The organism is Bradyrhizobium barranii subsp. apii (genome assembly GCF_011516635.5).
Classification (GTDB): Bacteria; Pseudomonadota; Alphaproteobacteria; order Rhizobiales; family Xanthobacteraceae; genus Bradyrhizobium; species Bradyrhizobium barranii.
Genome location: NZ_CP096255.1, coordinates 1914911 through 1927276 on the forward strand (window position 1 = coordinate 1914911; position 12366 = coordinate 1927276).

A 12366-nucleotide genomic window follows, 5' to 3' on the forward strand; every position below is an offset into this window, starting at 1 on the left:
AACGGTGGACGGTGGCAGACACGCCCCTAAACGACGCTCCGAAGTTGAACGATAGCAAATCCGCATCGTTCTCCACTCGCCTGCGTCTTCGCCTTGGGAAACTCGGCGCGATCATTGCGTCCGTTGCTGCGGTTGGTGCTGTGGTCGGCGGGCTCGCGGGCTACTGGCACGCATGGGACATTTTGCACAGCCACGTCGGCAGAGATACGACCACGACCACGACTGCCGCGTCCACCGGTCTGATCGTCTCGAAGGGGCCTTCAGTAGCTGTATTGCCTGTTTCGAGCCCCATTGCCGCGCCGGGGCTTGGTTCGTTTGCCGACAGGGTAACCCAACAACTTGCATCCTCCCTCGGCAGGTTCAGCACTTTGCGAGTGATACCGCGCGCAACCGCTGCAAACTTTCTAAAGGAAGGTGATGATGCCATCAAAGCGGCCCGGAAGGCGCAAGTCGACTATCTTGTGAGCGGTGAGGTTCACCCATTGGGCGGCGGTGCTCGCGCGAATATCCACGTTTCGGACCTGCGCACTGGTACAGAGATTTGGTCGAAGTCCTTCGATGCGAATGCCGAAGGCGTGCAAACGGAAACGTCCGCGTACGAAATTGGCGACGCCGCCGCCGTGCAGATTGGTGGCTACCCCGGCGCAATTATGAACGCAGATTACTCGCAATCCCAGAACAAGCCGGTCTTCGAACTCAGTCCATATGAATGTATTGTTCATGCGGTAGTCGGGTCTGTACGTGGATTGTCATCCGCAATTCTGAAAGCGTTAGAGTGCTCCAAGCGACTTACCGAGCGACAGCCGAATAACGCATTCGCGTGGTCAGCACGCGCCACTGTTCTTTTTAACCAAAGAAGCATGGGGATCGGTCTACCGTCCGACCAAATTCAACACACCGATAAGCGTCTGTATTTGAACGAGGAAATCTTACGGGGCGCGACACGGGCCGTTGAGCTTGCACCCGACGATGCGTTCGCTCAAAGAACCTACGCTCTGGCGATGAGTACCAAATGTCAAATCCACCTGTACCGACAAGAATTGGAAAAGGCCCTCGCGCTCAATTCCAACGATGCGCGAACCCTCTCAGGAGGTATGTGGCTCGCCTTCATGGGGGATTGGGATGACGGGACCGCAATGGCCGAAAGGGCCATTCGCTTGGCGGGTCCCAATGCCTCGTTTGCTTGGTGGTTAGCGCCCGCAAAGCGACACTGGTGGAAAGGCGAATACCAACAGGCGCTTGAGGATTTCCGGCACGCCTACCTTGAGGGTTTTTGGCTCAGTCATCTCGATCAGGCGTACGCGCTGCCGTTTCTCGGTCGGTTCGACGAGGCCAAGGCGGAGGTCGGAAAGCTGCTGAAATTGCGCCCAGATTTCACCATTCGCGAGGCCGACAGTTATTATCGAATGTTCTGCTTTCAGCCCGAATACATCGAGAAGATGAACAGCGCGCTACGGCAGGCAGGGCTGCCAGAATAGAGAAGAAGCTCTGGGAGCCGGCGCACAGCAGGCAAGTGCCTTCCCTATTAGATGGTCGTGAAGCTTCAGTGCCAGTCGTGCTCCGGCTACGTCGAGCTTCTCAAGAATACAAAAAACACGCTACAAAAGCCGATCTTTGGCAAGCAAAAAAGCTAGGTTTATCAAAGACAAAGTTGAACGGCGGCAGTACCCACCCAACTGCACCAGCGGTGATAATGACTTAGCCCCTAAAGCCGCGAAGCCCCTGATCATCATATTTTTGGCTGGTCTCATTTCCCAAGAATGGGAGTGGTGAGTATTGCTCACCTCTGCGCCAATGGCCGCGAAAGCCCGTCCACCGCTCAATCGACCATTTGTAAGCGCGAATTTCTCCGCACCTTTTGCTTTTGAGAGTCCTGATGCATGAGGTGTCCACCAAAATAGGTGGACACCTTGTGATGAGCGACGATGATCAGAAACTGCGGGTCAGGCTTGTCGGCCGGAACGGTCGCCGGCGCTACGAGGCGGCATCGAAAGAGCGTCTTGTCGCGGCCTGCCTTGAGCCTGGGGTTTCGGTATCGAGGCTTGCACTCGAACATGGGGTCAACGCGAACCTCCTTCGGAAGTGGATCAAGAAGCACAGCGCGACCAGGTCGCTGCCGCCGTCCTCACGCCCGGCGTTCATCCCGGTTCAGCTTGAGGGGAAGTCCGAGCGGGACCTGTCGCGAAAAGACAGCGTGGCGACGGTTGATTTGCCGGCTTACGATGAAGTGCGTGGTTCGGAACCCAAAGGGACTCCAGCTTTTTGTTCTCCGGCCAAAGTGAGCGTGTCGCTGCCGAATGGCGTGAAGCTCGCGCTGGAATGCGGCGATGTGGATGCATTGACGGCGATCATCGGAGCGCTGGGCGATGTTTAGACTGGGCGATGACCTGCAGGTCTATCTGCACCGTGAGCCGATCGACTTCCGGGCTGGCATCAACAGCCTTGCGGTCCTGGTCCAGGAGACGATGGCGCTCGATCCATTCACTCCGGCGGTTTTTGCGTTCTGCAATCGCCGTTGCGACCGGATGAAGCTTCTGTTCTTCGATCGGTCCGGCTTTGTACTGGTCCTGAAGCGGCTGACCGAAGACAGGTTCCGATGGCCGCGCCGCCAGGAGGCGATCGTCACGCTGACGACGGAGCAATTGCACTGGATCCTTGACGGCATCGATATCGATGCGATGGTCCGCCATCCGGTGCGGCAATATCAGGTTGCCGGCTGAGCTCTCGAGTTGAGCGGTTGACGCGTCGGTACGGTTCAGATTCAAGAATTCGATGAATCGAACCGGCGATCCGAGTGTTGAAGTGCTGTTGGCACGCATTGCTGCGCTGCAGGCGGAGAACCATCAACTCGCCGACCGCGTCGCCAAGCTCGAGGAAGAACTGGCGCTGGCACGCCTGCATCGTTTTGCGCCGCGCAGCGAAAAGCATGTTGATCGTCTCTTCAATGAAGCCGAGCAGGCCTCCGATGAGGAGGACGCCGGCAGTGAAACGAACAATATCGCCGAACTTCCGGACACGGGCTTGCCACCCGTCGAAAACACAATGGGAAAGAAGCGCGGCCGCAAGCCGCTGCCGGGGAACCTACCTCGTGAGCGCGTCGAGTATGACCTGTCCGACGATCAGAAGGCGTGTCCTTGCTGCCGTGGCCAGATGCATCGCATGGGCGAGGCTGTCACCGAGCAACTTCATATCGAGGTGAAGGCGAAGGTTTTACAGAATGTGCGCTTCAAATATGCGTGCCGCCATTGCGATCGCACCGGGATCCACGCCCCTGTCGTGACCGCGCCGATGCCGCCGCAACCATTGCCGGGCAGCGTTGCCACGCCCTCGACGCTGGCGTTCGCGCTGGTTCACAAATATGTCGATGGCACGCCGCTCTACCGCCTGGCGCAGGCCTTCGAACGTGCAGGTGTTCCTGTCAGCCGCGGCGCTTTGGGCCACTGGGTGATTGGCTCGAGCGAGAAGCATCTGCATCGCATCTACGACGCCCTGAAGCTGCGGCTCAGATCACAACCTCTCATCCATGGCGACGAGACAACGGTTCAGGTCCTCAAGGAGAAGGACAAACGGGCCACCAGCACATCGTACATGTGGGCTTATCGCAGCGGCAAGGGCAGCCACGAGCCGATCGTTCTTCTGGATTATCAGCCGGGCCGCGGCCAAATCCACCCGCAAGCCTTCCTCGGCGATTACCGTGGCATTGTAATGAGTGACGGCTATACCGCATGGCGCACGCTGGAAGGGGCCACCCACATTGGATGCATGGCCCACTCCCGGCGGCGCTTTGTCGATGCCCTCAAAGCCAGGAAGAAGGGCGGCGGTCCGCCCGAGCAAGCGCTGCGGTTCTTTGAACAGCTCTACCGGGTTGAAAGGCGGGCGTGGGACGGAATACCGAAGAAGGGTGAAACACAGGCCTACTGCATTCGCCGCTTCCGCCAGCAACATAGTGTCCCCATCCTCAATGCTCTCAAAGTATGGCTCGATGACATGGCCCCGAAGGTCTTGCCTGACAGCAAGCTCGGCGACGCCGTATCCTACACCCGAAACCAATGGGAATATCTGACGCGCTACACCGGGGACGGCAGCATGCCGATTGACAACAATCTTCTGGAGCGCGACATCAGGGTTTTTGCAACTGGCAGGAAGAGTTGGTTGTTCAGCGATACCGTGGACGGAGCCAAGGCCAGTGCCGTCGTCTATAGCCTGATGCTGACCTGCCGCGCCTCACGTGTCGAGCCGTTAGCGTGGTTGCGCCACGTCCTCACCGAATTGCCTCAGCGCGCCGGCGACGCCGATATTACAGACCTGCTGCCCTTCAACTTCCACAAAGCCGCCACTGCCTGAACGGCTCGGTATCGCCCGATACCAGGGCAATCCATCAAAACCGCCGGCGTGCGAAGAAAATCGCGCTTACGACCATTTAGGATTTTTACAAGCCGCGACTACCAAGACACTTGTGTGTAGTCGGCCACTCCGCTTGCGTTCTTTTCTGATGGCATGCGACCATGGGTAGATAGGGGGACCCGCATGCCTCGCGCGAAGACAACGAAAAAGAATGCCGCGAAGACAACGAAGACCGCACCCAAGCGATCCTACCTTAAGCAAACGGACGTTCCGAATGCGTCTCTTGCTGACGCGCTCCGCATTCCGAAAGCAATTGACGAGAACTTCGGTGGAAGGGCCACGGCCCCACTACAGGTCGCGCTAGCCCTCAAGGTCGATCCAGGCGGTTCGCAATTGCGAGTACTATCGGGAGCTAGCATGGCTTTCGGGCTTATTGAGGGTGGTGCTCAGGCCCAAACCATTTCCTTGACGCCTCTCGCGAGAAGCATCCTGCGTCCGACATCCGAAGAGCAAGACGCCGCAGCTCGGCGCGAGGCGGTCCTTCGCCCACGCGTCTTCAAGGAATTCCTTGAGAGGTATGATAAGCACGCGTTCCCGCGCGCAGACATTGCCGTTAACGTGCTGGAAGAGCTTGGTGTCCCTCGAGAGAAGTGCACCGAAGTGCTCGACCGCCTGCAGGAAAGTGCAAACGCAGCTGGTTTCCTACAGGTTGGCAAGGACAAGACCTATGTTTTTCTTGGCGACGTAGCAATAGCTACACCAGCGAACCAGGAACAGCCGGGCGCGCTTGATGATGCTGGGCCCCAACAACAAGATGAGCCAGCAGAGCCAGCTGCGCCGGCGCCACCAACGGCGGTGTTGCCACCTTCGCTTTCCACCCTTGCGCCTCTCACGACGCCCAACAGCGACGTTTCGCACAACGCAACTATGGTTGCGGCGGTGGCCGACGATGCACGAAGGCGGAAGGTGTTCGTCACCCACGGCAAGGACAAGACTTTTGTCGATCCCATCAAGCGCATGTTGGAGTATGGCGAGCTTGAGCCTATCGTGTCGGTAGAACGCACCTCCGTCTCCAAACCAGTGCCGGATAAGGTGATGGACGATATGCGCATGTCCGGTGCCGCGATCATCCACGTCGATGCAGAGCGGATACTTAAAGACGATGACAGCAACGAGCACGTCATCATCAACCCGAACGTCCTCATCGAGATCGGCGCTGCCATGGCCTTCTATGGTCGCCGCTTCGTCCTGTTGGTGCGCGACGGCGTGAAGCTACCTTCGAACCTGCAGGGTCTCTTCGAGGTCCGATATAAGGGTGACACCCTCGACGCGGATGCCACGATGCAGCTCCTTGAAGCCATGCGCGAGATGAAGACGCTACCACTGCCTACTAAAGTGGGGCTTTAGATGATCGGGGCGCACAAGCGTGCCTAGCGATGACCCTAACGACAACGCCGGAGCATTCATTGCTGCGTTCGATAGCATCCGGACCACAGACGTCTCCGCTAGCCGCACCAACACATTCACATCTGAGGACGACTTTAATGGTCTTTCAGTTGAACTCCTCATTGAAGTCGGTTCGTTCATCTGCGTGGCAGCTAACCTATTGCCACATGGAGGACGTTGGAGCCGAAATGAAGCTGTTCTCGGTGGCCACGTCGTGCGCCTCTACAAGCTTATTTCGGCGCTCTTGGATCAGATCTGCCAACGTCGGCGAGAGATAACATTCATTATTGGTCGTCTCACGTTTGAATGCATCGTCAATTTGCGGTTCCTGCTAAAACATGCGGATGACCCAACCGTCTTCCATTCCTACGTTGCTTATTCGATGCGGAACGAGCGAAGGCTTCAGGATAAGATCGAAGAGCGCATTGCAGCTCGCGAAGGCAAAATTCTTCCTGTCGAAACCAGAATGCTCAATTCGATTGCAAAGGTAGCGAACGCTTCTGGTGTGTGTATTGAGGACGCTTCGGCATCTCGCCCCAAGGAGTGGGCTGATAAGAATATATTTGAACGAGCCGAAGCTGTTGGGCTGGGAGAGAGCTATCTTGGCGCGTTCCGCGGCCCATCCGCGTCGGTTCATGGCAATTGGATGGACCTCCTCGAATTTCAGTTAGACACGCATCACGACGAAGGAACCTTCGCTCCAAGCTTTGAATGGCGCAATCCAAGGCCTCAAATCGCGCAGACTATCGCTCATCTCGCTACAGAAGCCGTGCGGGACTACTTCAGACATTTGGGGGAGGGGCCACTTGAGTTTATCGACGAGAGATTCGATGAACTATCAAGTCGTATCTTGGAGGCGATGAAGGCGCATGAGGCATATCTTGTGAGGTCAGGTGCTCTCTAGAGTTGCGGTGACAGTGCACATACTGGCGCAATAACAAAAAGCCGCTTGGCGACCGGCGCTTCGTCACGCGTCTGGGATTGCTGCTCCCTTCCAAGCAGCAGCGCATCGTGCGCTCCCTCGCAAAGGCGGTCGACTAACTCAACGGTGGACAAAATGACCAAACCAGTACTCAAGCTAATGCAGATTGCAAGCCCGATACGTCGCCATCGTAGCCAACGCGCAATCTTGATCGGCCTCGGCCTCAACCGTATTGGACGCGTTTCTGAGCTTCCAGACACGCGCGAGACGCGCGGCATGATAGAAAAGGTCAGGCACCTCGTCCGAATTATCGAACCTACGCCTGGCGAAGCGCGTCCGATTTCAAAGCTTCGTTTCGAGGCGCTAGCGGCCTATATCCGCGACCCGCATACCGTGGTGATTTTCGAGGAGCTCGAATGGTACGCGACAGCCGACGAACGGGTGATCGGTATGGTCGTGCGTGATCGCATAGACGACGATTTTGGGTGCATGGTGCTTGGGCGCGACGAACGTCTGCGCTACCGCGCAATCGATGTCGATGCTTCCCATCCGACGCGGGACGCCGCCCGCGTTGAACTATTCGCAAGAATGCAGCACCAGCATTCGCTCGATGACGCGGAATTCCATCAAGGCGATGCGTCTGAGCCTGCCATGGATTTCTTGACGCCAATGGCCGGGGAGAGCCAGCTCAATCCGACATTCAAAGTTCTAATGTGGGAGCGCCGCTGGTCACCTGCGCGCGAGCTGATCGAGGCGATGATGCGCTACTATGAGGACGCGGATGGCAACTTCGTGCAGCAGTTTCAGACAGCCGCATTCGACGCCCGCATTTGGGAGCTTATCTCTATGCCGTCTTCACGGAGCTCGGCTACGCGCCGGCCTCCGACGAAGCCGTTCCGGATTTCATATTCTCAAGCCCGAGGGGAGCCTTTGGCGTAGAGGCGACTTCCGCAAACCCGACGCAAGGCGGGGAACCGAGAGCGCTTCCCGATAATAAGGAAGAATTGCGGGCTTATATTGAGAACTATATTCCGATTAAGCTAGCCCGACGTCTCAAAGACAAGCTCACACGCAATCCACCCTACTGGCAAGAGCCAGGTATGCAGGGCCTGCCGTTTCTCATCGCCGTTCAGGATTTTCATTCGCCGGGATCAATGCGGCTGATCAACTCAGCCATGACGGAGTATGTCTTCGGCGTGCGCCATACGCTGCGCGAAGGCGGAGTTCATGTGGAATGGATCGGGGAGCATGTGTGGGGCAATGTTCGTGAGCCGTCGGGCTTCTTTCATTTCGAGAACGCGGAGAATGTCAGCGCTGTCATCGTCAATTCGCAGGGGACGCTTCCGAAGTTCAATCGCATCGGCTATCTCGCAGGATTCGGCGACCGAGGTGTTCGCATGATCCGGACCGGGCTTCGCCGGGGCGAACTCGATGGTGGAAACCCGATGCCGCGTCCCTTTCGCCAGGTCGTGCACGCGACGGGCTATTCCGAAGCTTGGGTCGAAGGCATGGTAGTGCTCCACAATCCCCGTGCGCTCCGCCCGCTGAACCCCAGTCTGATCCCGGGCGCGGCGCACGAATTTCTGCAGGAGGATGGGCGAATCATATCGCTACTGCCCCCCTTCCACCCCCATTTCTCGATGACATCGATCACGGTGCCCAAATAGGCACGTCCATAGGTTACGCTTGGTGAGCGCTAGGCTCGCGTCTGAGTATGCAGTTGCGGGATTGACGGGGTGCTGTTGAATTAGATCAACGGCGCGGTGTCGCCAAAGCTACCTCACCACGGCCACGATCACCACCGACACCGGCAACGTCACCGCCGCCAGCAGCGTCCCCAGCGCCACCGCGCCCGACACCGGATTCACCAATCGCTGATACTGGGCCGCGAAGATGTACGCGTTCGCGCCGGTCGGCATCGCCGCGAACGCTCGATCGCGCCGGCTGCGGTCGGCGGTGGGTTTAACAGTTTGACCAGCACGAACGCGACCATCGGGCGTCGCCAGAAGCTTGAGCGCGCCCATCACTGCGATGCTGCTCGCCTTTGAACTCGAAGCGGAAGAAATGCGCAGAATGATCGGCTGCGTCAAGATTTCTGGCTTGGTTTGCTCATCCTCGGCGATGTAGCCTGATTGCGCATTGCGATCTGCGTCGATGGCCGTACTCATCCCAATGACCTCGGCCGCATCATGTCTAGCCTTCCCGAGGAAATTCGAGCGCAACAATCGTTGGAGATCTCATGTCGAACTCCGATCTCGCGTTGTCGATTGCGCTCGGTGTCGGTCTTGCGGCCGCGACGGGCTTCCGGGTGTTCCTGCCGATGCTGGTTGCCAGCGTGGCCGCTTATTCGGGTTCGCTTCCTTTGGGCGACGGTTTCGCGTGGCTTGGAACACCTGCTGCAATGCTCATGCTTGGCGTGGCCGCGCTCCTGGAGGTTGGTGCGTATTTCATTCCCGGCGTGGATAATGTGCTCGATGTCATCGCCGCGCCTGTCGCGGTGATCGCCGGAGCCATCCTGTCAGCGGCGACCATGGCAGACCTTCCGCCGATGATGAAATGGACGGCCGCCATCGTCGCGGGCGGCGGCGCGGCCGGCATCGTGCATGGCGTCACCGCGGCCGTGCGGGCCAAATCGACGGTCCTGACGGCTGGCCTCGGCAACTCAACCGTTGCGACCGCCGAACTGGGCGGTGCACTCCTCGTATCGCTTCTTGCCCTGGCTGCGCCGGTTGCCGCCTTCGTGCTCGTCGTTCTGATGCTCTGGCTGGCGATACGTTTGATCCTGCGCTTGCGGAGGTCAGCTCCTCGCACGGATCAACCGGGATGACCGCGTGACTGCTCGTGCGGCTACCTCGCCCCCGCCACGATCACCACCACCACCGGCAACGTCACCGCCGCCAGCAGCGTCCCCAGCGCGACCGCGCCCGACACCGGGTTCACCAGCCGCTGATACTGGGCCGCGAAGATGTACGCGTTCGCGCCGGTCGGCATCGCCGCGAACAGCACGATCACGCCGGCTGCGACCGGAGGCAGACCGAGCAGTTTTGCCAGCACGAACGCCACCGCCGGCATCGCCAGCAGCTTGAGCGCGCTCATCGCGGCGACGCTCAGCATCTCGCCTTTGACCTCAAACCGAAACAGGTTGATGCCGAGCGCGATCAGCGCTGCCGGCGATCCGGCCTGTGCAAGCAGCTCGATCGTCCTGTCGACGACGGGATTGAGACCGAGGCCGGTAAAGCGCCAGACCACGCCAAAGCCGATCGCCAGCATCAGCGGATTGCGCGCGAGATCCGCGAGCACGGGGCGGATGACCGACAGGACCGAGCCTGTCCGCTTGCGGCTGACAAGCTCCATCTGCAGGATGCCGCAGAGCCAGAGCAGCGGCGTGTTCACCGACAGGATCAGCGACATCGGGCCTGCGGCCTCGTTGCCGAGCGCCGAGAGCACCAGCGGAATGCCGAGCATCACGATGTTGCCGTAGACCGAGCCGATCGCGAACACGACGCCGTCCTCGCGGTCCTCGCGCCGTTCGCGCAAGCATGCCGAGATCGCCAGCGCCGCGATCCAGGTGATGGCGAGCGCGCCGTAATAGGCGCCCCACATCCTGTAGGGGCTGACATCGGGGAATTCCGACACGACGATGGTGCGAAACAGCAGCGCCGGGATCGCGATGCTGAAGGCGAATTCGGAGATGCCCTTGTGCGCGGTCTCGGAGACGAAGCGAAACAGCACCGACGCGTAGCCGGCCGCGATCAGGGCGAACACCGGCGCGACGATCAACACTGTGGCCATGCGCCCCTCATCTCACGGGGACATCACACGACCACCCCACGTTCTCGATCATGCCATCATGCCGCTGTTTTGCCCGACGAGTCAAATCGATTTCGTAAAATCCGTAAATGGCCGCCGTGGCCTGGCTACTGTGCATGGGGTTGTTTTCGCGTTTTTTTGTTGGACCGAAGCTGAAGCCGCGCGCGGACCCGATCTCGCCAGCCCTGCCAAAGGCTTAGCCTGATATTGCGACATCGTGCCCGGGAAGGGACCGCGCCGGGCCGACCGGCCTGTTGCCCGGAGCGCACAGGTGGCCGTTTTCGCTTCCGCCTCGTTGCCAACGAACGCCCGTTCACCCACTATTCCCTCTGACTCGACATGTGGGGGGATCGATGCCGGCGTTCCGATTTAAAAAATCCTTGGCTGCTGCGATCTCGGGCATTGCGCTCGCCGTCCTGGTCCATCCCGGCGCCGGCTTCGCCTACACGCAGGAGGAGCAGCAGGCCTGCTCGCCGGACGCGATGCGGCTGTGCGGCGAGTTCGTTCCGAACGTTGATGCCATCACCGCCTGCATGATCCAGAAGAAATCGCAGCTCTCGCCGCAGTGCAAAGTGTTCTTCCGCCAGGGACCCGAGCCCGGCGAGGCCCGCGCCGGCAAGCCGACGGCCAAGAAGAGCACCAAGCCTTCGCAGAAGGTGGCCAAGAAGAAGAAATCCAGCGAAAGCTGAGCGCGGGGCTAGCGTTCTTTCTTTGAAGCTCGTCGCGTCAGGGCAACAGCGCGAAGCGTCTTCGCGTCGGTGTCCCCTGCATGTGTGTTGCCGGCATCAGCTGCGCGCCAGCCTCCGGACTCCTTTTGTTCGCCTCGCCGTGCGGACGCCTGCGACAATTACCAGCGTTCGACGGAAAAGAGTCGCGAGAGGGTTTGCGCGGCGAGGTTGCATTCCGTTTTTTCCGGCGTTGCTGCCGAAAAGCGTGGGATTGCCGGCGTGAAGGGCGTTTCGTTGCGATTGGTATGCTGGTCGCGCGAAGCAGTGTGACTCAAAAGCCAACACGTCTTGTTATTTCGTGGCCCCGAGGCAACTGCCGGTAAATTTTTCTTTCCCGAATCAGCGCGGTGATTCATTTTCGTGATCTGGGGTCAATCTGGAGGCCAGAGGTATGAACGTAATTGTTTTTGCATCGCGTAAAGGCGGCTCGGGCAAGAGTACCCTGGCCGCACATCTCGCCGCGCAGATCAAGGCGAGCAAGGTGATGCTCGTGGACGCGGATCCGCAGGGCTCGCTCACGCTGTGGCACAAGCTGCGCGGCACCAACGAGCCGCCGATCAAGGCTGCGGTGAACTCGGTCAGCGGCATCGTCTCCGCTGCCAAGCGCGACGGTTATGAATGGGTGTTGATCGACACGCCGCCGAATCTCTCGGCCGTCGTCGACGACGCGATCAAGAACGCGACCATGGTGGTCATTCCGGCACGTCCCGGCGTGTTCGACGTCAACGCGGTGCAGGAAACCATCCAGATGTGCCGCGCGGCGCGCAAGCCCTACGCGGTCGTGCTCAACGGCGCACCGGCGCGCCGCGACGAGTCCGAAAGCCCGATCGTTACCATCGCCCGCGAGGCGCTGGCGAAATTCCGCGCGCCGGTGTGGGGCGGCCAGATCACCAACCGTTCGGATTTGCTGATGGCGCTCAGCCACGGCGAAGGCGCGCGCGAGTATCAGGCCGAGAGTCGTGCGGCCCAGGAAATCGCAAGGCTGTGGGCGGCGATCGAGCGTTCAGTGAAGGCTATTCGCGGCACGGCGTCGGCATCTGGCGCAATGCACAAGCAGGCGGCATAATTTTCATAAATCATTCCCCGGACGGAAAGCGCGCGGAAGTCCGCGCGTTT

12 protein-coding genes and 1 pseudogene are annotated in these 12366 nt (G+C 59.5%); 11 read left to right on the forward strand and 2 right to left on the reverse strand.

The genetic code is table 11. From position 1 onward, the window contains the following. Positions 1-11: 11 nt before the first annotated feature. From HAP41_RS09110 to HAP41_RS09145, 8 genes and pseudogenes are all read left to right on the forward strand, one after another. Positions 12-1478, forward strand: a complete 1467-nt coding sequence (locus HAP41_RS09110; protein ID WP_166103372.1) for a tetratricopeptide repeat protein — start codon at positions 12-14, stop codon at positions 1476-1478. Between the two features lie 437 nt (positions 1479-1915). Beyond that, positions 1916-2374 (forward strand): IS66-like element accessory protein TnpA, encoded by a 459-nt coding sequence (gene tnpA, locus HAP41_RS09115; RefSeq protein ID WP_166073826.1) that lies wholly within the window; start codon positions 1916-1918, stop codon positions 2372-2374. Further along, complete coding sequence (gene tnpB, locus HAP41_RS09120; protein WP_166073804.1) at positions 2367-2720, forward strand: IS66 family insertion sequence element accessory protein TnpB; 354 nt, start codon at positions 2367-2369, stop codon at positions 2718-2720. The genes tnpA and tnpB overlap by 8 nt, the downstream gene beginning before the upstream one ends. Before the next feature lie 52 nt (positions 2721-2772). Next, positions 2773-4344: an IS66 family transposase gene (tnpC, locus tag HAP41_RS09125; RefSeq protein ID WP_166103369.1), complete on the forward strand. Its 1572-nt coding sequence runs from the start codon at positions 2773-2775 to the stop codon at positions 4342-4344. Positions 4345-4527: 183 nt separating this feature from the next. After that, entirely contained in the window at positions 4528-5751 is a 1224-nt protein-coding gene (locus HAP41_RS09130; protein ID WP_166103365.1) for a TIR domain-containing protein, read from the forward strand. A gap of 19 nt (positions 5752-5770) precedes the next feature. After that, a complete protein-coding gene (locus tag HAP41_RS09135; RefSeq protein WP_166103362.1) occupies positions 5771-6694 on the forward strand; it encodes a DUF5677 domain-containing protein in 924 nt (307 codons plus the stop codon). Between the two features lie 153 nt (positions 6695-6847). Then, positions 6848-7027, forward strand: a pseudogene (gene rpmD, locus HAP41_RS09140) (50S ribosomal protein L30); the annotation flags it as partial. Positions 7028-7812: 785 nt separating this feature from the next. Next, complete coding sequence (locus HAP41_RS09145) at positions 7813-8379, forward strand: hypothetical protein (protein WP_175618153.1); 567 nt, start codon at positions 7813-7815, stop codon at positions 8377-8379. A 108-nt stretch (positions 8380-8487) separates the two neighbouring features. Here the strand turns inward: HAP41_RS09145 and HAP41_RS09150 are convergent, their stop codons facing one another. After that, complete coding sequence (locus tag HAP41_RS09150; protein WP_224580908.1) at positions 8488-8880, reverse strand: hypothetical protein; 393 nt, start codon at positions 8878-8880, stop codon at positions 8488-8490. Positions 8881-8951: 71 nt separating this feature from the next. Between HAP41_RS09150 and HAP41_RS09155 the strand changes: the two genes are divergently transcribed. Beyond that, entirely contained in the window at positions 8952-9539 is a 588-nt protein-coding gene (locus tag HAP41_RS09155; protein ID WP_063985511.1) for a DUF4126 domain-containing protein, read from the forward strand. Positions 9540-9559: 20 nt separating this feature from the next. Here HAP41_RS09155 and HAP41_RS09160 read toward each other — a convergent pair whose 3' ends face one another. Then, a complete protein-coding gene (locus tag HAP41_RS09160; protein ID WP_038954686.1) occupies positions 9560-10504 on the reverse strand; it encodes an AEC family transporter in 945 nt (314 codons plus the stop codon). Positions 10505-10875: 371 nt separating this feature from the next. Between HAP41_RS09160 and HAP41_RS09165 the strand changes: the two genes are divergently transcribed. Then, entirely contained in the window at positions 10876-11211 is a 336-nt protein-coding gene (locus HAP41_RS09165) for a hypothetical protein (protein WP_166103357.1), read from the forward strand. A 430-nt stretch (positions 11212-11641) separates the two neighbouring features. Further along, on the forward strand, positions 11642-12316 hold the full coding sequence (locus HAP41_RS09170) for a ParA family protein (RefSeq protein WP_166103355.1): 675 nt from the start codon (positions 11642-11644) through the stop codon (positions 12314-12316). Positions 12317-12366: the final 50 nt, after the last annotated feature.